The organism is Mucilaginibacter sp., from assembly GCF_965225845.1.
Classification (GTDB): domain Bacteria; phylum Bacteroidota; class Bacteroidia; order Sphingobacteriales; family Sphingobacteriaceae; genus Mucilaginibacter.
In genome coordinates, this window is sequence record NZ_CBDDBL010000001.1 from 580,575 (window position 1) to 602,733 (window position 22,159).

General features: G+C 42.0%; 18 protein-coding genes. 14 read left to right on the forward strand and 4 right to left on the reverse strand.

What is annotated here, in order from left to right; all coding sequences use genetic code 11:
- Positions 1 to 9 precede the first annotated feature (9 nt).
- The 12 genes from ACYZ0U_RS02735 (at position 10) to ACYZ0U_RS02790 (ending at position 15,769) form a co-directional block, all read left to right on the forward strand.
- The gene (locus tag ACYZ0U_RS02735) at positions 10 to 912 is read left to right on the forward strand and encodes a carbohydrate kinase family protein (protein ID WP_461449557.1); all 903 of its coding nucleotides are present in this window, start codon (positions 10 to 12) and stop codon (positions 910 to 912) included.
- Positions 913 to 948: 36 nt separating this feature from the next.
- Positions 949 to 4,071 (forward strand): SusC/RagA family TonB-linked outer membrane protein, encoded by a 3,123-nt coding sequence (locus ACYZ0U_RS02740; RefSeq protein ID WP_461449559.1) that lies wholly within the window; start codon positions 949 to 951, stop codon positions 4,069 to 4,071.
- An 18-nt stretch (positions 4,072 to 4,089) separates the two neighbouring features.
- On the forward strand, positions 4,090 to 5,817 hold the full coding sequence (locus ACYZ0U_RS02745) for a RagB/SusD family nutrient uptake outer membrane protein (protein ID WP_461449561.1): 1,728 nt from the start codon (positions 4,090 to 4,092) through the stop codon (positions 5,815 to 5,817).
- A gap of 85 nt (positions 5,818 to 5,902) precedes the next feature.
- Positions 5,903 to 7,501 carry a glycoside hydrolase family 32 protein gene (locus ACYZ0U_RS02750; RefSeq protein WP_461449563.1) on the forward strand — a complete coding sequence of 533 codons (1,599 nt, stop codon included), beginning with the start codon at positions 5,903 to 5,905 and terminating at the stop codon, positions 7,499 to 7,501.
- A gap of 55 nt (positions 7,502 to 7,556) precedes the next feature.
- Positions 7,557 to 9,086 (forward strand): glycoside hydrolase family 32 protein, encoded by a 1,530-nt coding sequence (locus ACYZ0U_RS02755; RefSeq protein ID WP_461449565.1) that lies wholly within the window; start codon positions 7,557 to 7,559, stop codon positions 9,084 to 9,086.
- Between the two features lie 535 nt (positions 9,087 to 9,621).
- Positions 9,622 to 10,587 (forward strand): cytochrome c oxidase subunit II, encoded by a 966-nt coding sequence (gene coxB / locus ACYZ0U_RS02760; protein ID WP_461449567.1) that lies wholly within the window; start codon positions 9,622 to 9,624, stop codon positions 10,585 to 10,587.
- A gap of 2 nt (positions 10,588 to 10,589) precedes the next feature.
- Positions 10,590 to 12,263 (forward strand): cytochrome c oxidase subunit I, encoded by a 1,674-nt coding sequence (ctaD, locus tag ACYZ0U_RS02765; RefSeq protein ID WP_461449569.1) that lies wholly within the window; start codon positions 10,590 to 10,592, stop codon positions 12,261 to 12,263.
- Positions 12,253 to 12,804, forward strand: a complete 552-nt coding sequence (locus ACYZ0U_RS02770) for a cytochrome c oxidase subunit 3 (protein WP_461449571.1) — start codon at positions 12,253 to 12,255, stop codon at positions 12,802 to 12,804. The genes ctaD and ACYZ0U_RS02770 overlap by 11 nt, the downstream gene beginning before the upstream one ends.
- Positions 12,805 to 12,814: 10 nt before the next feature.
- Positions 12,815 to 13,627: a cytochrome c oxidase assembly protein gene (locus ACYZ0U_RS02775; protein WP_461449573.1), complete on the forward strand. Its 813-nt coding sequence runs from the start codon at positions 12,815 to 12,817 to the stop codon at positions 13,625 to 13,627.
- On the forward strand, positions 13,620 to 13,844 hold the full coding sequence (locus tag ACYZ0U_RS02780; RefSeq protein ID WP_461449575.1) for a hypothetical protein: 225 nt from the start codon (positions 13,620 to 13,622) through the stop codon (positions 13,842 to 13,844). The genes ACYZ0U_RS02775 and ACYZ0U_RS02780 overlap by 8 nt, the downstream gene beginning before the upstream one ends.
- Positions 13,837 to 14,364 carry a QcrA and Rieske domain-containing protein gene (locus ACYZ0U_RS02785; protein WP_461449577.1) on the forward strand — a complete coding sequence of 176 codons (528 nt, stop codon included), beginning with the start codon at positions 13,837 to 13,839 and terminating at the stop codon, positions 14,362 to 14,364. Before ACYZ0U_RS02780 ends, ACYZ0U_RS02785 begins: the two co-directional genes overlap by 8 nt.
- A 7-nt stretch (positions 14,365 to 14,371) precedes the next feature.
- Entirely contained in the window at positions 14,372 to 15,769 is a 1,398-nt protein-coding gene (locus ACYZ0U_RS02790; protein ID WP_461449579.1) for a cytochrome b N-terminal domain-containing protein, read from the forward strand.
- Between the two features lie 45 nt (positions 15,770 to 15,814).
- Here the strand turns inward: ACYZ0U_RS02790 and ACYZ0U_RS02795 are convergent, their stop codons facing one another.
- From ACYZ0U_RS02795 to ACYZ0U_RS02805, 3 genes are all read right to left on the reverse strand, one after another.
- Positions 15,815 to 16,267, reverse strand: coding sequence for a DUF2147 domain-containing protein (locus ACYZ0U_RS02795; RefSeq protein WP_461449581.1), 453 nt, complete (start codon positions 16,265 to 16,267; stop codon positions 15,815 to 15,817).
- Positions 16,268 to 16,350: 83 nt separating this feature from the next.
- Positions 16,351 to 17,598: a cation:proton antiporter gene (locus tag ACYZ0U_RS02800; protein WP_461449583.1), complete on the reverse strand. Its 1,248-nt coding sequence runs from the start codon at positions 17,596 to 17,598 to the stop codon at positions 16,351 to 16,353.
- Entirely contained in the window at positions 17,595 to 19,460 is a 1,866-nt protein-coding gene (locus tag ACYZ0U_RS02805; RefSeq protein ID WP_461449585.1) for a mechanosensitive ion channel family protein, read from the reverse strand. The genes ACYZ0U_RS02800 and ACYZ0U_RS02805 overlap by 4 nt, the downstream gene beginning before the upstream one ends.
- Before the next feature lie 112 nt (positions 19,461 to 19,572).
- Between ACYZ0U_RS02805 and ACYZ0U_RS02810 the strand changes: the two genes are divergently transcribed.
- Positions 19,573 to 20,244: a DUF4396 domain-containing protein gene (locus ACYZ0U_RS02810; protein WP_461449587.1), complete on the forward strand. Its 672-nt coding sequence runs from the start codon at positions 19,573 to 19,575 to the stop codon at positions 20,242 to 20,244.
- 4 nt (positions 20,245 to 20,248) lie between these two features.
- Here the strand turns inward: ACYZ0U_RS02810 and ACYZ0U_RS02815 are convergent, their stop codons facing one another.
- Entirely contained in the window at positions 20,249 to 20,611 is a 363-nt protein-coding gene (locus ACYZ0U_RS02815; protein WP_461449589.1) for a SpoIIAA family protein, read from the reverse strand.
- A 640-nt stretch (positions 20,612 to 21,251) separates the two neighbouring features.
- On the opposite strand from ACYZ0U_RS02815, the gene ACYZ0U_RS02820 reads away from it, so the two are divergent.
- Positions 21,252 to 22,121 carry an OmpA/MotB family protein gene (locus ACYZ0U_RS02820; RefSeq protein ID WP_461449591.1) on the forward strand — a complete coding sequence of 290 codons (870 nt, stop codon included), beginning with the start codon at positions 21,252 to 21,254 and terminating at the stop codon, positions 22,119 to 22,121.
- The last annotated feature ends 38 nt before the right edge of the window (positions 22,122 to 22,159 follow it).

The window sequence follows — 22,159 nt, forward strand, 5'->3', positions numbered from 1 at the left end:
CTTTTGCATATGACAACCACGATTACTACTCCTGCAACTTGTTATGGTGAAATACTTTGGGACTTACTTCCTGATGGCCCGCAGCCTGGCGGTGCGCCATTGAATGTAGCTTATCATTTAAACAAACTGGGTGTGCCGACGAGCATTATAAGCAGGATTGGAAATGACAGGAGTGGAGATAAACTGGTTGACTTACTGGATAGTTGGGGAATTAAAAAGCACCTTTTACAAGTAGACCAGGATCACCCTACAAGCAGCGTAATTGCAAAAATGAACAATGGAAGCGAGGTATCGTACGAAATTGTTTTTCCGGTGGCCTGGGACTTTATCAGTAATTCAGGCGCCATTACACGGCAACTTAGCCCTGCATCATACTTTGTATACGGAAGCCTGGCATCCAGGAACGAGACCTCAAGAGAAACATTGTTTGAAATATTGGAAAGTGACGTAATAAAGGTTTTGGATATCAATATGCGGCCGCCTTATATAGGCAAAGATTTGTTACGGGTGCTATTAGAAAAAGCCGATATCGTGAAATTTAACCAGGCGGAACTTGAAATGACCCAAATGCTTTTTAAAAGCTCATCATATAACGAAGCGTCACAAGTAAAATTTATACAGAATTATTTCAACATACCAGAAGTTGTTGTCACAAAGGGAGAATTTGGGGCCGCTTATTACAAAAACGAAAAGTCATACCAGGTTTGGGGAAGCGAAGTGAAGGTGGTTGATACCATTGGCAGCGGAGACTCCTTTTTAGCAGCTTTTATAGCAGGCCATTATCTGGATGAGCAACCTGAAAAAATATTAAAAAGTGCTATTGCGATGGGTGCATTTATAGCAACAAAGAAAGGAGGTTGTCCGGATTATAATTTATCCGAATATAAAAAGTTCAAAAGCGAAATGTTTTAAATACCAATTAATAACCAACCAATTAAAACCAATTATATGAAAAAACTATTACTTTTTTGCACCATGCTTGCGCTTATTGCAAGCGGGGCATATGCGCAATCCCGCCAAGTTAGCGGGACGGTGTCTGATAAGGACTCCAGTCCTTTACCAGGCGTTACTGTTTCGGTATTAGGCACGCAGCGAGGGACCATAACCGATGTTAGGGGCCGTTTTTCAATTCAGGCTGAAACAGGCCAGGTTTTACAATTTAGTTTCGTGGGTTACAAGCCAGTTGTGGTAAAAGTAACCGACAAAAGCATAAATATTACCGTTCGTTTCAGTCAAGAACTTACCGATCTGAATGAAGTGGTTGTAACCGGTTACACCTCAGAGAAAAAGAAAGATTTAACCGGTGCTATTACTGTGGTGAATGTTAACGATGTAAAGGATGTTCCGACAGGCAACGTTATGCAAGCATTACAGGGTAGGGTGCCTGGTTTACAGATTGCCAATAGTGGAAATCCTAACGGTGCCGTGGGCGTTACTTTACGAGGAATAACCACACTTAACGATAATGACCCGCTTTACATCATTGATGGTATTCCAACGCAAAGGGGCTTGCAGGAAATTAATCAGGACGACATCGCTTCTATACAAGTTCTAAAAGACGCATCATCTTCAAGTATTTATGGTTCAAGAGCTGCTGCCGGTGTAATAATCATAACCACAAAAAAAGGGAAACAAGGCAAACAACGCATTGATTTCGATGCATCTACCTCTTTACAATACTATAACAGTAAACTATCGGCGCTTAATACTACACAACATGGCGAGGCTTACTGGCAGGCACAAGTTAATGATGACGAATTTGGGCCAAACGTAGGTTCGCCGGTAAATCCTGTTGAATTTGGGGGTGCTTATACTTTTAATTGGAACCACAATTACAATGATCCTATTCTTTATGGAGTACATGTAAGTAAGTATTTGGATACGCCTAATATGACTATGTTATCCAGTAACACCAATTGGTTTAACCAAATATCGCAAACTTCGATACAACAAAAATATAACTTAACTATTTCAAGCGGAACAGACCACTCAGCGTCATTATTTTCAATAGGTTATTTTGATAACAGGGGTATTATAAAAGATACACGCGACACAAAATATAATTTGAGGTATAATAACGACTATAGTTTCTTTAACGGTAAACTTAAAATAGGTGAAACGCTATCGGCAACTTACATGCGCGATCCGATTTTACCTGTTGGCGGTATAACATCACTTGCATTAATTGAAAACCCGATAATCCCCGTCTATACAACAACCGGTGGCTGGGGCGGCCCTGTGGGCGGCATGGATGACCGTGATAATCCTTACAGGGAGATTGTTGACAATCAACAAAATGTAAATGCGTTTGGAAGGGTATTTGGAAACGCATACATTTCATATGATATATTACCCAATTTAACTTTTAAAACAACCTACGCAGCTGATTTTGCGGGTAATTATTTTAGGTCGGTACAAATACCTTATGTAGCTGGGTTTTTATCGGATAATCGTACGATAGCCGGCGCATCAAGCGATTATGAATTAACAGAAACATGGCAAAACCAGTTAACTTACGATTTAACCTTACACAAAAGTAAATTCAACTTTTTGTTAGGAGAAGAGAACGTTAAGGATAAAAACCAAAACTTTAACGCCAGCGCCCAAGGTTTAACATTAAGTAATATCGATTATGCCTACCTGAGTGCGGGTACCAGTAATTATGCAGTAGCAGGGGCTGGTAGCAGCGACGCATTACTATCATATTTCACCAAAGTAAATTACTCCTATGATGATAAATACCTGGCTTCGGCAACATTAAGAAGAGATGGATCATCAAGATTCGGGCAAGATAACCGTTACGCTTACTTTCCTGCAGGATCAGTGGGCTGGAGGATCAGTCAGGAAAATTTTATAAAAGATAATGCCCCATTTATATCTGACTTGAAACTGCGCTATGGTTGGGGCCAAACCGGCAATCAAAATATCAGTGATAACGGAATTTATTCGCTATACCAATCTATCTACGGTAATCGCGGGGCCTTTAATGGTGATGGTGGGAGTGCTTATGCTATAGCTGGTCAAGGTTCCGGTACATTGCCCTCAGGTTTTACAGCCGTTCAAACCGGTAACCCACAGCTAAAATGGGAGACTACTACGCAAAGCAACTTCGGGCTTGATTTCGGCTTCTTTAATAATAAGCTAACAGGTTCTGCTGATTATTACATCAAAAAAACAACAGATATATTGATCACGCCACCCTACCTGGCTGTACTTGGTGAAGGTGGAAATGAAACCTATAACGGTGCCTCTATGCAGGACAAAGGTTTAGAGTTACAGCTAAACTATAGCGGTAACATCACACATGATGTCACTTTTAATTTAGCCGGTAATATTGCCGGATATAGAAACAAGGTTTTGTCCCTGCCATCGGATGTTCTTAACGCTTATGCAGGTAACGGCACTACCAAAACTGTTATAGGCCGTGATATCAACTCAGAATATGGATATGTGGTACAAGGCATATTCCAAAACCAGGCCGAAGTTAATACCTCTGCAGCGCAGCCTGGAAAGGGTGTTGGTCGCCTCCGCTACGAAGATTTGAATCACGACGGTGTGATTGACCAAAATGACGAGACCTTTATAGGCAATCCGGATCCTAATTTCATTTATGGATTGAATACTTCAGTTGGTTATAAAGGCTTTAATCTTACATTTTTCTTTCAAGGATCGCAAGGTGGCTTAGTTAACAATACTTATAAAACGCTAACTGACTTCACTTCCCTGGCGCCCGGATCAAACTGGGGTACAAGAGTGTTAGACGCGTGGACGCCAACAAACAACAAATCAACTATTCCGGCTTTAACGCTAAACAATAATAATGATGAGGGACGCCCGTCTACCTACTTTTTAGAAAGTGGCTCTTACCTTAAACTACGGAATATCCAGTTATCGTATGATTTGAAAAGAGCAATAAAAAAGATGAAGTTGCAACGCGCTATGGTTTATATTCAGGCGAGTAACTTGCTTACCTTCAAGAGCTCGTCCTATACGGCACCTGATCCGGAAAATCCGGGAAATGCCTACCCAATACCTGTAATTACAACCATTGGGATTAATTTTTCTTACTAATCAATTATAATTAACAAGATGAAAAATTTAAAATATTTAGTGGCATTGTTGCTTTGCATAAGTGTCGCTTCCTGTAAAAAGTACCTGGATACTACACCTCAGGGAGTAATCTCTACTTCTGATCTAACCACACCAGCTAATACCGATGCTATGGTTATAGCAGCCTATTCATCACTGGGTAATGATTATTATTTTTATCCATTCAGTAGTATGTGGGCATACGGTAGTATACGTAGTGGTGACGCTTATAAAGGTGGTGGTGGTCCCGGAGACATTAATGAGTATGATCAGTTTGAAAGGTTTTCAAGCAACACGATCACTAATGGTTCGGGTGATAATGTATTTTATCAATTGTATGTCGGAGTAGCCAGGACTAATACCGCGCTACAGTTAGTGGAAGGCCAGTCATTAACTAATTACCCGCAAAAGGTTGAGCGCGAAGCTGAACTTAAATTTTTACGCGGGCATTTCTATTTCCTTTTAAAGATCCTATTTAATCACATTCCATGGATAGATGAGACCATACAAAAAACCGCTGCTAACTATGGTGCGGTATCCAATGTTGCATTAACCAGTGATCAACTGTGGACTAATATTGCTAGTGATTTTAAATTTGCTGCTGCTAATTTACCGGTAACCCAATCTGATGTTGGCCGTGCAACTAAAGGCGCTGCGCAGGCTTATTTAGCTAAAACCCTTTTATACCAGGCATACACGCAGGATGCTAATAACAATGTAACAGGTATTGATCAAACAAAACTTGCACAAGTAAACTCGGAGTGTGACAGTGTTATAAATTCCGGTAAATATGCGCTTGATGCGGATTTTGCTGATAACTTTTTGCCGCAGTACGGCAATTCTCAGGAGTCGGTATTCTCCATTCAATATTCAAAAAATGATGGTACACCCGTTGGCAGGATTGACGCCGGGCATTGCCTTGATTATCCCATGAACGTACAATATGGCTGCTGTGGCTTCCACGTACCCAGCGATAACTTAATTAATGCTTTTAAAACTGATGCCACCGGCTTGCCTGAGTTTACTACTTTTAATAATACGGATGTTGTTCCGGCCGGTGATTATCAAACTAATACATTTGATCCCCGCCTGGATCATACAGCGGCTATTCCGGGGCACCCTTATAAATATCAAACCGGTTTGGTTTATAATGCTTCCTGGGCTCGTGATCCGCAGGTGTATGGCCCATTGTTAAGTGTTAAGGAAACCGTTGCGTACACTGATCCATCATTTACCAGGTTCCCACCATTTATGTCGAGCTCTAAAGACTGGGAAGTAATCCGTTATGCTGACGTATTGTTAATGAAAGCGGAAGCCCTTATACAAATGGGCCAGGAAACTGCCGCACTGCCTTATATTAATATGGTAAGGCAAAGGGCTATGAATAGCACTGCTCTGTTGGTACAAGCTAATGGAACACCGACTTCAAACTACCATATGGATATTTATAAGCCGGGTGTGAATTGCACATGGACTAATTCCTATGCTATGCAGGCACTGATGTTTGAGCGCAGGTTAGAATTCGCAATGGAAGGATATCGTTTCTTTGACTTGGTACGATGGGGAATAGCCGCCGATTATCTGAATAACTACTTCGCTGTAGAGTCTACGAGGACAACCCACCTGGTAGGTGCACATTTCACCAAAAATCGCGATGAATATTTACCGATATCTGAAAATCAGATCAATTTCAGCAAGGGTTTGTACAAGCAAAATCCCGGTTGGTAAACAGTTTTTTCAACAGCCGGAGGCGGTAAGTCTCCTCCGGCTGTCTATGGTATTGGGTCTAAGAATACATATAATACTTACAAAAATGAAAAACAGTATTATTTTAAATTGCCTGATTTTATTACTGCTTTCCGCATGTAGTAAATCATCGGTAAACAACCAGATTAGCAAACAAAACAACGGCGGCAGTGGCAGCGATACTACTGCAGCATCTGTTTCGTACAGGCCATTGTTTCACTATACACCCACAACCAACTGGGTAAATGACCCCAACGGGCTCGTTTATTATAACGGACAGTACCATTTGTTTTCGCAGTATAATCCCTTGGGTTACGTTTGGGGAAATATGAACTGGGACCAGGCTTTGAGCAGTGACTTTTTTAGCTGGCATGAAACGGGAGTTGCGATCCCCGAAGTAATTACGGGTATTGGAACATCACTGATCTTTAGCGGCAGTGCAGTTGTTGACAACTCAAACACGTCTGGCTTTGCAACACAGGCCGGGCAAGTACCGCTGGTTGCTGTGTACACTGCTAATAATAGTGATGCAAGCGGCAATGCTATATCCCAAACGCAATGTGTATCGTACAGCATGGATCAAGGTCAAACATGGATTGCTTATGCCAAAAACCCGGTTTTAAATATCGGCTCAACCCAATTTCGCGATCCTAAGGTATTTTGGTATGCGCCTACTCAAACATGGGTAATGGTTATTTCAAAACCTGATGTAGATTCTGTTAGAATATATAACTCGCCGGATCTGAAAAAGTGGACATTCAAAAGTGATTTTGGTGCCATAGGCAATACCAACCAGGTTTGGGAATGCCCCGACTTATATCAACTTACTGTTGAAGGTACATCAACGCAAAAATGGGTGCTTTCAGTCTCAGGCGGAGGTGTAGAAAATGGGTTTGGTGGTATGCAGTATTTTATCGGGAGTTTTGATGGTACAAAGTTTACAGCGGACGCTGATAATTATCCGCTATATGTAGATTATGGCAAAGACTATTACGCCGGCGTAACTTATAACAATATACCAACCACCGATGGCCGCACGGTAATGGTAGGATGGGCCAACAACTGGAGTTACGCAGGATCTATACCAACAATGGGCTATCGCGGACAATATGCCGTACCAAGGAGCTTATCCTTACGCAAAGTAAATAATTCCGATGGTTATCATTTGCTGCAGGTACCCGTTGCAGAGATCGGTCAACATGAAGCAGCGCTCTATAACAATTCAGCCATCAGCCTAAGTAATACCATGCAATTAAGCGCAGCTTCCGGCACATCGCTTGATATTCAGTTTACGGTTTCGCTTGCGAATGCTGCCACAGCAGGCATAAACATTTTGCAAAGCGGTTCTGAACAAACAACGATAACCCTGAATAAGGCGCTATCATCCGTATTGCTTGACCGCACCAAATCAGGAAACACCAGTTTCAGCAGCTCGTTCACCGGTATTGAATCAGCTAAAATGGACAATGTTGACTTAACTAATATAACCTGCAGGATTTTAGTGGATAAGTCAATTATAGAGGTTTTTATTAATCAGGGGGAATACACCATTACTGATTTGGTTTTTCCAACCCAGGCAAAAGGAGCCGTTTCGTTATTTGCAACTGGTGGTACCGCTGATTTTACCAATTTAACAGTAAAACAAGTAAGTAAAACGATACATTAAATTACATAATAACACTTCGGTTGCTTAATATTGACCGGCAATTAATAACCTAATTATGCAGAAAAATATAAAGTTAGTTTTCCTCTGGCTGCTCATTTCAGCTTCTTTTAAATCATTTGCGCAAACCGACACTACAATATATCATGAACAATATCGTCCGCAGGTACATTTTTCGCCGCAGGCACATTGGATGAATGACCCTAACGGAATGGTTTACTACAACGGGATTTACCATTTGTTCTTTCAATATTTTCCCGGAGGTACAACCTGGGGACCTATGCACTGGGGGCATGCGGAAAGCCGGGACATGATTCACTGGAAGCAGTTACCTACAGCGCTATATCCGGATAGTTTGGGATATATATTTTCCGGCAGTGCTGTTGTGGATTCTAACAACACTTCCGGTTTTGGAAAAAATGGAAAGATTCCGCTGGTAGCTATCTTTACCAATCATGATCCGAAAGGTGAGCGTGCAGGCAGAAATGATTTCCAGAACGAAAGCCTGGCTTACAGTTTGGATAACGGAGCAACCTGGACCAAATACAGCGGTAATCCGGTGTTAAAAAATCCTGGTATCAGGGATTTTAGAGACCCAAAGGTAATATGGTATGCGCCTGAGCATAAGTGGATAATGACACTTGCTACGCAAGATCATATCACATTTTATTCATCGTCAAATTTGAAAACCTGGATTAAAGAAAGTGAATTTGGCAAACAGCTTGGCGCTCATGGCGGTGTTTGGGAATGCCCTGATTTGATTTCCTTGAAGTTGAATGGAAAGACATATTGGGTTTTAATTATGAATGTTAACCCGGGAGGGCCGAACGGCGGATCAGCTACACAATATTTTGTTGGACATTTCAACGGTAACATTTTTACTCCCGTTGATAAAGAGGTTAAATGGGTTGATTACGGCCCGGATGAGTATGCCGGCGTAACCTGGTGCAATACAGGGACCAGGAAGATTTTTTTAGGTTGGATGAGTAACTGGGAGTATGCAGGTGATGTTCCGACTGTGAAATGGCGTAACGCGATGACGATTCCGCGTGAGTTAAAACTTAAAAATGTAAATGGGAAAGTACTATTGTCCTCAGAGCCTGTAAATGAATTAAGCAGCATTTATGGGAAGCCCCATATTTTCACTAACATCAATTTAAATAAATCCGTTCTTCTTTCTGACAAAGTGGACGATAAAGCCGGCCCATATTTGCTAAAAATAAAAATTAATCAGCTTAAAAATTTCCAGGTTAAATTATCAAACTCAAAAAATGAAGTGCTATTGATTGGGTATGATAGCCAAAAAAAACAGTATTATATTGATAGAACACATTCAGGTAAAATTACTTTTAATAAGAATTTTCCGGGAAAATTTGTAGCACCACGGCTAGTTAATTTTTCGTCATCTGATATAACTATTTTAGTTGACAACTCTTCTGTTGAATTATTTGCAGATAATGGACTAACAGTAATGAGCTGTGTTTTTTTTCCTAATGAGTTTTATAGAAACCTGGCACTTAGCAGCATTGAAGGCACTATTATAAATTCGTTGAAATTCGTAAAGTTGAAGTCAATATGGCCCCGATGATTTAGCATTTTTTTAATTATAGTTTTAAATTGAAGGATTAAATGACGAGATTTTGTACCTCGGGGGTGAGATTCAAAAGATAGCTGCGAAGCTATCTTTTACTATTTAGCACATTTTTTGAAGTGAACACCGGATATGTTTGTCTATTTTATTCTAATTTTCCCTACCATATCCTCTAAAAACCAAAAGCCTCGTAAATATCAATTTACAAGGCTTTTAAACTTACTTGGCGGAATGGACGGGACATGAACATCATTCATAACTATCTATATTTCACGCATTTATATCTTCAAAAAATCAACTACTTTACGAATCACGCATTGGATAAATGATTCTAAATCGTTAATCAAATATAAATCATTACAATCTAAATAAAAATCGTTCCAAAAAATATTGTCAACAATTAATCTTTTTGCTAAAGCTGCGCCTGCGTCAATCAATTCTCAAATTCAAAAAGCTAAAAAAATCAAAATTGGGAAACAAATTGACTTGTAAATACTTAGTATTATAATCTTCTATTACCCCACTGCAATCTATGAAGCTTACCATAGCAAATTTACCGATTATTGCGCAGGGACAATCTATATTTAATGGCGCTTCGCCTCAAGCCGAAAAGATAAAATCGCTGGATTATGGATTTATTGCCGCTGCCTCTCTCGTATTATTGCTGGTAGTTGGGTTGACTGTATTTATTACCATTAGATACCGCTTCAAGAAGGATGATGCCGAACCAAAGCAAACTGCTGGAAATAGAAAGCTTGAAATACTAATGGTAGGCATTCCATTAATATTAGTGATCGTTTTTTTCTTCTGGTCCTTAAAAACGATGAGTGCCGTTAACCCTGATCGCGGAAGGAATAAACCTGACGTGATCATTACAGGCCACCAATGGTGGTGGCAGGCCAGTTATCCCGGTACAACAGTAAACACGGCTAATGAAATTCATCTGCCTGTAGGAAAAAAGATACTGATGCAACTGGAAGCTGCCGATGTCATTCATGATTGGTGGGTTCCGTCTTTGGGCGGTAAAATGGACATGATACCCGGTATGCATAATTATCTGTGGGTAACCATCGATAAGCCTGGAATTTATGAGGGCGCTTGCAGTGAATTTTGCGGGCAGCAACATGCCTGGATGCGGATCAGGGTTGTAGCGCAGACTCCTGCTGATTATGAAAAATGGCTTACTCAACATTCATTAAATGCCGTAAAACCTACAGATACCCTAGCCAGAATTGGTGCTGCGCTTTTTATGAACGCCTCCTGCAGCAGCTGTCATAGCATCAGGGGAACGGCTGCAAATGGTATGCAGGGACCCGACCTGACCCATTTCGGCAGCAGGCAAACCATGTTGACAGGAATGATGGACAATACAACAGAAAACATCAACAAATGGCTTACTGATCCGCAGAAGGTGAAACCCGGAGCGCATATGCCCCGCTTTATTTTCGGGCCCGATAGCGTGCGTGCACTTACCGCTTACCTTAAACAGCTAAAATAAGTATGGACGAATTACAGGTACCGGAACCCAAACAATCCATTCCAGGCTTCAGCGAAAGTACCGACCAGGGCTTGCTGCAATGGATATCGTCTGTTGATCATAAAATGATTGGTATCATGTATCTGTGGCTGTCTGTTTTATTTATCGTAATAGGCGGCGGTGAAATCCTGCTGATCCGAATCCAGCTGGCTGTACCCAATAATCATTTCCTTGATCCCGAAATGTATAATCAGCTGTTTACCATGCATGGCACCACGATGATCTTCTTTGTGGCGATGCCGGCGATATTTGGTTTCAGCACCTACTTCATCCCGCTGATGATCGGCGCAAACGATATGGCCTTTCCGCGTCTTAATGCCTTTAGTTTTTGGTGCACGTTTTTCGGCGGCTTGCTGCTTTACTTTAGTTTTTTAGCCGGTGGCGCGCCCGACGCCGGTTGGTTCAATTATGCGCCTTTAAATCAGTATAACTATTCGTCTTCGCCCGGCATCGATTACTATTGCGCGGGACTGCTTTTCGCGGGAATCGGAACGGTTGCTGCTTCAGCCAACTTTGTGGTTACTATACTTAAATATCGTATAAAATCAATGGGGTTGAAACAGATGCCCTTGTTTGTATGGATGATCCTGATCAATTCCTTTTTGATATTAGCTGCGTTTCCGTCGTTAAATGCTGCATTGGTCATGTTGCTGTTCGACCGCCAGTTACATGCTCATTTTTTCAGCGCGCAGGGAGGGGGGTCGGCGATCTTATGGCAGCACCTGTTTTGGCTTTTTGGTCACCCGGAAGTGTACATTGTCATATTGCCCGTTTTCGGTATTTTTTCAGAAGTTTTCCCGGTTTATAGCCGTAAGCCTATTTTCGGTTATGCATTTATTATAGGCTCAGGTATTGCCATCGCGCTACTCGCCTTTGGCGTTTGGGTGCACCACATGTTTGCCACGGGACTGGGAAATACGGTAAATAATTTTTTTGCTGCCAGCAGCATGCTGATCGGTATACCTACCGGGGTAAAGATCTTTAACTGGCTGGCGACAATGCACGGCGGAAGTATCCGTTTCAAAGTTTCCATGATGTTTGCCATCGCGTTCCTGATTGAATTTACGATAGGCGGTCTAACCGGCATCTCTTTTACGCTGGTACCAATTGACTGGCAGTTAACCGATACTTACTACGTGGTGGCGCACCTGCATTTTGTATTCATCGGCGGTACGCTATTCGGATTATTCTCCGGCTTATTTTACTGGTTTCCTAAGATGAGCGGCAGAAATTTGGATGAGCAATTAAGCAAATGGTTCTTCTGGCTTTTTGTGACCGGCTTTAATCTCACCTTTTTGGTACAGCATGCCTTAGGTGCCATGGGCATGCCACGCCGGGTATATACTTATCCCGATCTGCCCGGCTGGGGCATTTTGAACCTGATCTCCACTACCGGTGGCTTTGTTATGGGCATCGCTACGCTTTTATTGGTTTATATCATAGTTAAGGCAATAAAGACAGGTGCAAAGGCAGAAAGAGATCCATGGGATGCTAACACATTGGAATGGACGACCTCGTCGCCCCCCGCTCTTCAAAATTTTGACCGGGTAATCCCTGTAAAAAGCACAAGGCCCTTCAGGGACCATAAACGGCCGGATGATGCGGATTGGAAAGAAAGGAATACGGATGGAAAATAAACTGCTGATAAAACTTATAGTAGGAACCGAAGCCATGTTTTTCTTGGCTTTGATTATGGCGTTTGTTTATTTCTCTTTTACACCGGACTTTAAATCGCACCAACTGCTCAACCTGGATATAAAAACGACAGGTGCTTTCAGTGTGCTTTTATTTTCTAGCAGCTTTACTTACTGGCGCGCCGAATCCAGTTATCATAAAGGTGAAATAACAAAGCTAAAGGTATGGCTTATTATTACCATACTATTAGGCGGCATATTTCTTTTTGGCCAGGGCAGAGAATATCTTGGTTTGCTGAACAGTCACATCAGCGTGAGCAGCAGCATTTTCGGAACCAGCTTTTTTACACTTACCGGTTTTCATGGTCTGCATGTGTTTGTCGGTATTGTTGTTATCGCAATAGTTACCTGTTTAACCTTTTTAGGCGACTTCACTAATAAAAAATCTTCCGTTATAGGCGCGGTAGGTATTTACTGGCATTTTGTGGATATTGTCTGGGCAGTTGTGTTTTTGATTGTTTACGTCTTACCCCATATATTTTAAAGCTATGGAAATGAAACCACTTATGGAACAATGGCATTTTGATCCTTGTGTCATAATCCTCATCATAGGTATTATTTACTTGTATTACCTGATAACAGGTTTTAAAGGAGTAAAAAATACGCTATGCGTTTTGTCGGCCCTTCTTCTTTTTATTCTGACGGAATGTTCGCCGATCGCTGCATTGGGCATGCGCTATTTTAGCACGCACATGATTGTTCATGTAACGCAATTACTCATCTGCGGGCCTTTACTGGTCATCAGTTTTACACCTCAAAATATATCTCCGCTGTACAACCGCATTTTTGCTTTGTCGTCGTTTTTTAATAAATATAGCTGGCTGGCCTGGCTTTGCGGGGTGGGCATTATGTGGTTCTGGCACATACCGGTTGTATTTGATGGCGCTATGAATACCATGCATAGTTCTTTTAGCTTCGTTCCTGTATTACATAGTGGTAGCATGCTTTTGGCAGGTATGCTTTTTAGCTGGCCAATATTCGGCCCTTTTAAATCAGCTCATTTACAACCCTTAACGGGGATAGTATATCTGTTTACGGCTTGCATCAGCTGTTCTTTATTAGGGTTACTGATTACGTTCGCGCCATTAAATACCTGGCATAACTTCGCGGGAATGTCTCCGGAGAATTCGTGGAACATATCGCCTGCTGAAGATCAGCAGGCAGCGGGATTGATTATGTGGGTGCCCTGCTGTTTTGTGTACCTGAGCGGCTGCCTGTTTTTATTGTACCGCTGGTTCGCAGAAACTGATCTACCTAAAAAGAACACCAGCATTCAACTTAATACCTCAATAGCCAGCCATGAGTAACCATAACGAAATTGATAAAAGTATAGTGCCTGAAAAGGATTGGGAGAAAGCCCGGCCCGAAATACTGCCCAAACCAACTTACTGGCCATTTTTTTTGGCTATGGGCCTTGCCTTCATTTTTTGGGGGCTGCTAACTACTTGGGTGGTTCTGACGGCTGGCGGATTGATATTTATTACAGCATTAATTGGATGGATAAACCAGATTAGACATGAATAAAGAAGATGATGATATAAAAAAAGAGCCCGAGAATGAACAACGGCGAAGTTTTTTAATCAAGCTCAGCCTTGGATTAAGCTTTTTATCGGCCGCGGTAGCCGGCGTCCCTGTTTTGGCAGCCATATTTGCCCCGCTGATTGAAAAAACGCCAAAACTTTGGCGCAAGGTGGGTGAACTGAATACCTTCAAAGTGGGGACTACCAACCTGGTCACCTTCGAAAATGCGGATCCCGAAAAATGGTCGGGTGTAACTTCGAAGTCCGCAGCCTGGCTGCGCAGGGACGAAGAAAATAAGTTCACAGCATTTTCGGCTAATTGTACACATCTGGGTTGCCCTGTCAGATGGGAAGCGGATGCGCATCTATTTATGTGCCCTTGCCATGGTGGTGTTTATTATAAGGACGGCTCTGTGGCGGCAGGCCCGCCACCCAAATCTTTGGTGCAATATCCGGTTAGGATCAATAAAAATGCCATAGAAATTCAAACATCTGCCATACCCATCACCAATATCAGCGCCTGATAACCACATGAAAAGACTAAAAAAGATATGGGATTGGATCGATGACCGCAGCGGGTTTACGGAGATATTCATGCCGCTGATCAAGCACCCTGTTCCTCCGGGCTCCAAGTGGAGCTATGTTTTTGGAAGCGCGACATTATTCTGTTTGGTTTTACAGGTAATTACGGGAGTGGCTTTATCGCTGCTTTACCAGCCCTCCTCCTCTGAAGCCTATAAATCCCTACAGTTTATAACCAATGATGCTGCCTTTGGAAACGTGTTACGTGGTATACATTACTTTGGCGCCTCGGGGATGATTATCATGGTAAGTATTCACATGATCCGGGTTTATATCACCGCCGCCTATAAATACCCGAGGGAAATGACTTGGATCAGCGGCGTGATACTTTTTTTTATGACCATTGCAATGGGCTTTACGGGGCAGTTGCTGCGATGGGATTCCAACGGCGTATGGTCATCGGTTGTGGCTGCCGAACAGTTGGGAAGAATCCCGTTCATTGGTAAGTGGGCTGCCAGATTATTACTGGGTGGCGATACTATCGGAGGCCATAGCTTGAGCCGGTTTTATTCCTATCATGTATTTATTATTCCAGCTATCATCTTTCTTTTTGTAGGCTATCACCTGATGCTGGTTATTCGTAACGGAATTTCAGAACCCGCCAAAGTAGGCAGATTGGTAGATCCAAAAACTTACCGCGCATGGTACAAACAGATGCTGGTAGAAAAAGGCATCCCGTTTTGGCCCTACGCTGCCTGGCGGGATGTTATATTTGGAGCCCTAACGATTATATCGATAATTCTGCTGGCTATTTTTATCGGCCCTCCTGCATTAACAGGGCCGCCAAACCCGGCTTCTTTAAATGCCAATCCGGCACCGGACTGGTACATGTTATCTATATTTTCCTTATTTGCGCTGATGCCACCGAAGATTGAATCTTATATGATCATTATTGGCCCTGCGCTAACTATTCTTATTCTACTTGCTTTGCCATTTGTTTCTAATAAAGGTGAGCGCCACCCGCTCAGGCGTCCATGGGCTGTATTTGGTTCGGTTTGTGTAATTGTTTTTGTGTTTAGCTTATTTTTATTAGGAGAACGGTCTCCCTGGTCCCCGGCATTCGAGGCTAAACCTTTAACGGCTAAAAATGTTCACTCGGCAGACACCACCGTTATCGCCGGGTCTGTACTTTTCTATAAAAAAGGTTGCCTTTACTGCCACAGGATTAATGACCAGGGTGGATTTAAAGGGCCCGAACTTTCGGATGTAAGCTTACGGTTATCACCTGCAGATTTAACGATCAGAATAGTAAACGGGGGCAGCAATATGCCTGCATACGGAGGCATCCTCAGTAAAAAGGAGCTAAACACCATAATTGCTTTTTTGAACAGCCGGAAGTCCAAATAACGAAGGAAATCAAATGAATAAACCCGTTAAATTCAATGTTTATTATTAGATTCTGTTAAAGTTCATCGTCTTACCGATAAATTTAAAGTGCCAATAACCTCGTACATGTAATTGCCCTTTTTTACCAATATAAGCTGAAGCGTTCCATTCCCTGCCATGTCTCGAATCATATACCATACCATTTTCCCAGCTATTGGTCTCGGGATCATATTGCAAGCCGCTAAGAATGCTCATCCCCAATAACTTTCTTTTGCGGAGCGCCGGATCTGGGTTGTTGACATCCGTCCAGTAACTCATAGGCTTACCATCTGTATTGCTAAACCAGATGAGGTTAGCATGATACTGATTTTGTTCCAAATAGATTTGTATGCGTAGTTTTTTATCGGTTGACTCCCATTTCCCACAAATCCTTTCCCTTGGCTCAATAGATTGCGCTTTTGAATTTGCAGATATGGAAAACAAGCTTATGAGGGATACGAAAAACAGTATTGGACGCATATTTAAATGACATATAAATTTAAAAACGTTTCAGGTTCAGGTAAAAGTATGCTACATTTTACCAAAAGTTGAAACATACATCGTTAAACAGTTACCGGCTTCAATAGTTTTTTCGCAACCTTTCCGATAGTTAAACCCTGAATAAGTATGGAGAATACCACAACCATATAAGTGATCAGCACAAATTCGTCACGATGCATTTCTGTTGTTAAGGATAAGGCAAGAGCCACCGACAGTCCGCCGCGCAACCCGCCCCAAGTTAGAATAAGTACCGCATGCTGCTCAAATTTTATTTTAAAACGCATTAATAATATTGGGAATAATACAGAAACAAAACGTGCCGCCAGCACGATCACGATAGTTACCAGGCCGATCAGGAATATAACAGGATTGATTTTGATAATCAGCATTTCCAAACCGATGAGCAAAAAAAGCACCGCGTTCAGTATCTCGTCAATCAGCTCCCAGAATTTTCCAAGATAATCGCGGCTTTCATCAGAAATAGCTTCGTCCTTTACTTTATTGCCCATGATAATGCCGGCAACAACCATGGCCAGCGGCCCGGAAACATGCAAATGCTGAGCCGCCCAGTAGCCACCCATTACAACAGCAATTGTCGTCAGTACCTCTACCTTATAATCATCCATGGAGCGGAGCGCAAAGAAACCCGCGTAGCCAAGCATCGCCCCGAAAAGCATCCCGCCCACGGCTTCCTGCAGAAACAGCTTCCCTACTGAAAAAAAAGATACATCAGCAATACCAGAACGGGATACCTCGAATATGGTAATGAACAAAACGACGGCCACACCGTCATTAAACAGTGACTCCCCGGAAATTTTTGTTTCCAGTGAGGAAGGAATATGAGCCGCTTTAAGAATGGCCAGTACCGCGATAGGATCAGTTGGAGATATCAAAGAACCAAAAAGCAAACAGTAAATAAACGGAATAGGCAGCTGGAATACCCTCAGTAGATACCAAACCATTCCGCCAACTAAGAATGTGGAAATCAGAATACCCAATGTTGAAAGGATCAACACCGGCCATCTTTCTTTTTTAAGTTTGCGGGCATCAATATGTATTGCCCCGGCAAACAATAAGAAGCTAAGCATGAAATTCATTAAGATATCATGGAAATCTATGGAAGATGCCAGTTCTTTGGCTTTGTCAGATAGTAAAGGAAAATACCGGCCGAGTGTCGCCAATACAACTGACGAAACCAGCGAGAGCACCATGATCCCGATGGTTGGCGGCCATTTGATCAGCTTATGATTAATATAAGCAAACACAGCAGCCAGCACAATAGTAAAGGTCAGTATATCATTGATATTCATTGTTCTTTTTGCTGTCTGGTGGAAAATGGAGGAGCAATGTAATCCTTTGGAAGGTATTCCGGCGGGATGGTGGTCGCATTACCATCACGCAATGATTTATAATGCGGCGACATAATTTCTACACCTGCTTTGTTAAACTGATCCTGTATATTTTCATGCAAATGTGAATAAATAGCCGCTTGTTTATTAGGTTCTTTAGTGAACGCGTTAATCCGGTAACTGACATAATAATCATCAAGGCTTGTTTGATAAACATAGGGTTTGGGTTCGGATTCAATCATCGGTGTATCTAAGGCCGCAGCGATCAATAATTCATGTACTTGTCGCCAGGGAGAATCATACCCAATAGTTACTGAGGTATGAACGATCAATCCGTTTACGGCGGCATCACTGCTGTAATTTACCGTATGATTGCTCATTACCGTTGAATTAGGAATAGAAATGATCTCGTTTTGGATGGTACGGATCCGAGTGACCAACAAGGTTTTTCCAATGATATCGCCGGTTACTTCGCCGATTTTTACCCGGTCACCTAATTTGAAAGCGCGCATATAGGTAAGCACCAGGCCAGAAACAATGTTGCCAAGCGCACCTGCCGAACCGAAAGTGAATAGGACGCCTACAAAAACTGAAACACCTTTGAAAACCTGCGAATCAGAGCCAGGTAAGTAAGGGAATATGACAATGAGCATAAATGCTAAAATCAATACCCGGATAATCTGGTAAGTCGGGTTTGCCCAATCGGCATAAAAACCGGGGATCTTTAATTTTCCCGTTTGTATCTCGGTTTTAAGATAATAGAAAAACCGCAACACATAGCGGAAAACCACCACCAAAACAAGGATAGTAATCAAATTAGGAATATAATTCCATACAGACAATCCTATACTTTTTAACGGCGTGGCAATGTAGGTAAGCAGGATGGTGGAAACATCTTTGGTAAACGGAAAAATACCGAACAACAGCAGTAAAGCCAGATAAATAATGAGCAGGAGTAACAGCCATCTAATGATTCCGGCAATAAAATTGATCGCCTTGAGCTCCATTTCCGGGTTCAGCAGTTCATAGTTATTGACCCGAATGCCCTTGTTAAACCATGAAGTTTGATGCTGGGTTTTAGTCCTGATCCATTTAAATAACCTGTTGATACCATAAATAATTGCAACCAGCACCAGGATGACCAGCAGGGCCAGTCCGGTTTCTTTAGCGAGGGTGAGCCAGCTGGTTTCTTCCCGATGTTTCATAATGGCACTAGCGATAATGCTCCTGGTTTTTTCAGCCAATAACCGCTGTGTAGTATTTTGCCATAAAGCATCCCGTTCAGAAAATGAAATCAGCAAATCATCCTTATATACAAGATCCACTGTTTGTTCGGAAAGTGACAGTTTGAGAGAATCTTTTTTAAACAGATAGTCACCGCTTAACTTTCCGATCCGTTCACTGACCGCTTCGGCGCGTTCTTTGGCTCCGAAACTTCCCTGCCGCGTATAAATAAAAAACAAAGTGTCCCGAAAGGGCGCGACCGGGTAACCCTTTACAACTTTGCGGAGCGAATCTACCTGTTGTTTTTGCCGGATAACACGCAGGGAGTCCCGTTCCTTCATGGCGGTAAGCTCTTTTAGCAATATTTCCCTTTTTTCACGGTCTCCGCTAGCCAGCCGGGAAACTTGCATTTGCAGCTCAGCTCGTTTTAGGGAATCAGCGTGCCTGTCTTCCACCAATTGTTGGGTGCTCACCAACTGACGGTTTAGCTCTACGTTCTTGAGAGAATCCTTTTTCAGTTGTATGCTGTCAGTTTGAGCGTAGCATACCATTTTCCCGGAAAACAGGAAAAGAACTATATACGGGATAAGCTTCTTCATAGCAACGTATTTACAGGTATAAAGGCAATTTATTTAATTTAATCGGCTTCGCCTAATCAGATATAACCGAACAATGAAGTGCCTTATTCGTTTTATCATTAAATAAACCGATATGCTGCAACTGATTGCTATCATTTCCTTATCTGCCAGTCTTTTATGTGCATTGCTTATCCTTGCAGATATCCTTGCAGGAAACAGGCAGCCCATGATGATAATGAATTTTGTTTATCCTGTCTCAGCTCTTTATGCCGGCCCACTGGCATTATGGTTTTATTACCGTGCAGGTAAAAAAGGCTCCATGAAAAACAGCGCTGAAAAGCAGATGCCTATGCACAAAAAACCATTTTGGCAAAGCGTGGCAATCGGCGCCTTGCATTGTGGCAGCGGCTGCACGCTTGGCGATATACTCGCCGAATCATTTCTCTTATGGGTGCCTGTTACGCTTTTTGGTAGTAAACTGGTCGGAACCTGGGTAATGGACTTTGTTTTTGCCTTTGTCATCGGTATCCTATTTCAATATTATGCCATCAAACCCATGCGTAAAATATCTTCCGGAGCCGCCCTGTTGGCAGCGTTCAAGGCAGACACCCTTTCACTGACCTGCTGGCAGATCGGCATGTATGGCTGGATGGCAATCGTGTTTTTTGTGATATTTGGCTACAAAATACCTGTTACCGACCCATTGTTCTGGTTTATGATGCAGATTGCTATGCTGTTTGGTTTTCTTACAGCCTACCCGATGAACTGGTGGCTGATCAAAAAAGGAATTAAAGAAGCGATGTGATGCTTTAAACAGATACCCAGCTTAACGCCTCATCATAGTCAGCTAACTTAAAGGTTTTATGCTCACCCGGAAAGGCGAATCCGAAAAGATGAGTCACTGTTTTGATCATTTCATGATCTGTTACTATAGCCACTTTATTCCATTTGGTAAAATGGTTCAGTGCCATTTTAAAATCATCCCACCAAACACCTGCATCAAATGCAGCAATGTCTGTTTTCAACACGATGAGGTAGTTAATCTCCCCATGGCGGTTAGCCAGTTCATTCATTTTCGGTACAATTTTAGAATCATATTCTTCTTTGGAAATATCGCTAGTTACTTCGATTCCAATCACTTTTTCCGGTAATTCATTTATGAAATTTATCATGATGTTTGGAGCACATTTATTATTGACTCCAAAAAATAACCTTTCAGGATTAATAATTGTTTTTAAAAGTTAAATTCTGTTAAAAACATTTTGAAACAGAACATTTTATGAAAAAAGGTGTTCCTTGGATATATGCATTAATATTATTGCAAAATCAATGAGGGGGTTAAAGTCTCTTAGGTTATTTAAATGGGTGACGCTGATTTTTTGCGCATTTTACCTGTTTTTCGCCTTAACCAACGTCTTTTTTCTCTCCCGAAGTTTGCCTTTCTCTTCCAACCCCTCATTATTTTCAGCCGTCAGTGTCCGCCGAAGTTCAGTGGATAATAATCACCATGCCATCAATTTCCCCCGCATGGCCGATAAATGTTTTCTGGAAGAGAATCAACCGGATTCAACGAAATTTATAGCAGTACTTCTCGTTACTTTTTTTTCTTCAGTGTTATTTGCCACCAGGCAAATCTTTCCATTTTTATACACGCGCTTATTTTATCATAAGCAATACTCCTTTCTTGCTCTTCGGACTATTCGGATTTGATCGATAATTTCTATTACCAAAATTTATCCATGTTGACAGCAAGTAAATCGGCGTCAATATTGGTTTAATCGTATTAGATCATTCTTTCAAATTTTAAAACTCATGAAAATTCAAATTTGGCTTCCGGGTATTATCCTGGTGGCAACAACCATACTGACACAAGGCTGTGTCAGCACAAAAAAATATGCTGCTTTACAAGGTGATTATAACCGGTCAATAGATTCCAACCGTAACCTGAAACAAAGCTGGCAGGTGACCCAGCAGGAACTTGCCGGTTCCAGGGAACATACAAAAGGCCTGGAGGATCAATTGGCGCAGGCCAGGGCAAACGCTGCGGGACTGCAAAACTCCCTCAACCAGTGCCTGGCAGGCAATAACCAGGGTGGCGCGAATATCGCCAAGTTGGCTGACCAGATCAGTGCATCAGATAAATATATTCAGCACCTGGTCGAGCTGAAAAATAAAAGCGACTCTTTGAATATGATTCTGACTACTAATCTTACCCGTTCGCTGAGCTCGGACGAGATGAAAGATGTAGATATAAAAGTGCTTAAGGGAGTTGTTTACATTTCGCTGGCCGATAATATGCTTTATCAGTCGGGAAGCTATATGATTTCACCCAACGCGGGTTCCATTTTGAGCAAAGTGGCCAAAATTATTAATGACTATTCCAATTACGACGTGCTGGTAGAAGGTAATACTGATAATGTTCCTATATCACAGGTGAATATCCGAAACAACTGGGATCTGAGTTGCCTCCGGGCTTCTTCCGTAGTGCAGTCCCTGCAAAATACTTACAATGTAGATCCAAAACGGATGACCGCCGGTGGACGTGGAGAATATAACCCTATTGCCGATAACAGTACGGATTTTGGTAAGTCCCAAAACAGGCGTACGCAGATTATTGTAACGCCTAAACTGGACCAGTTTATGGCGCTGATCGGAAAAGCCCCGCAACCAACTAAACAATAGCTTATCAGCTTTTTCAGTGTTTAATAGTGTGTCAATTA

Coding starts and splice junctions, on each gene's coding strand:
- ACYZ0U_RS02810 (WP_461449587.1), top strand. CDS start 19,573: ATGCTGCAACTGATTGCTATCATTTCCTTATCTGCCAGTCTTTTATGT.
- ACYZ0U_RS02755 (WP_461449565.1), top strand. CDS start 7,557: ATGCAGAAAAATATAAAGTTAGTTTTCCTCTGGCTGCTCATTTCAGCT.
- ACYZ0U_RS02820 (WP_461449591.1), top strand. CDS start 21,252: ATGAAAATTCAAATTTGGCTTCCGGGTATTATCCTGGTGGCAACAACC.
- ACYZ0U_RS02800 (WP_461449583.1), bottom strand. CDS start 17,598: ATGAATATCAATGATATACTGACCTTTACTATTGTGCTGGCTGCTGTG.
- ACYZ0U_RS02795 (WP_461449581.1), bottom strand. CDS start 16,267: ATGCGTCCAATACTGTTTTTCGTATCCCTCATAAGCTTGTTTTCCATA.
- ACYZ0U_RS02775 (WP_461449573.1), top strand. CDS start 12,815: ATGAAACCACTTATGGAACAATGGCATTTTGATCCTTGTGTCATAATC.
- ACYZ0U_RS02815 (WP_461449589.1), bottom strand. CDS start 20,611: ATGATAAATTTCATAAATGAATTACCGGAAAAAGTGATTGGAATCGAA.
- ACYZ0U_RS02785 (WP_461449577.1), top strand. CDS start 13,837: ATGAATAAAGAAGATGATGATATAAAAAAAGAGCCCGAGAATGAACAA.
- ACYZ0U_RS02780 (WP_461449575.1), top strand. CDS start 13,620: ATGAGTAACCATAACGAAATTGATAAAAGTATAGTGCCTGAAAAGGAT.
- ACYZ0U_RS02790 (WP_461449579.1), top strand. CDS start 14,372: ATGAAAAGACTAAAAAAGATATGGGATTGGATCGATGACCGCAGCGGG.
- coxB (WP_461449567.1), top strand. CDS start 9,622: ATGAAGCTTACCATAGCAAATTTACCGATTATTGCGCAGGGACAATCT.
- ACYZ0U_RS02735 (WP_461449557.1), top strand. CDS start 10: ATGACAACCACGATTACTACTCCTGCAACTTGTTATGGTGAAATACTT.
- ACYZ0U_RS02770 (WP_461449571.1), top strand. CDS start 12,253: ATGGAAAATAAACTGCTGATAAAACTTATAGTAGGAACCGAAGCCATG.
- ACYZ0U_RS02740 (WP_461449559.1), top strand. CDS start 949: ATGAAAAAACTATTACTTTTTTGCACCATGCTTGCGCTTATTGCAAGC.
- ACYZ0U_RS02805 (WP_461449585.1), bottom strand. CDS start 19,460: ATGAAGAAGCTTATCCCGTATATAGTTCTTTTCCTGTTTTCCGGGAAA.
- ACYZ0U_RS02750 (WP_461449563.1), top strand. CDS start 5,903: ATGAAAAACAGTATTATTTTAAATTGCCTGATTTTATTACTGCTTTCC.
- ACYZ0U_RS02745 (WP_461449561.1), top strand. CDS start 4,090: ATGAAAAATTTAAAATATTTAGTGGCATTGTTGCTTTGCATAAGTGTC.
- ctaD (WP_461449569.1), top strand. CDS start 10,590: ATGGACGAATTACAGGTACCGGAACCCAAACAATCCATTCCAGGCTTC.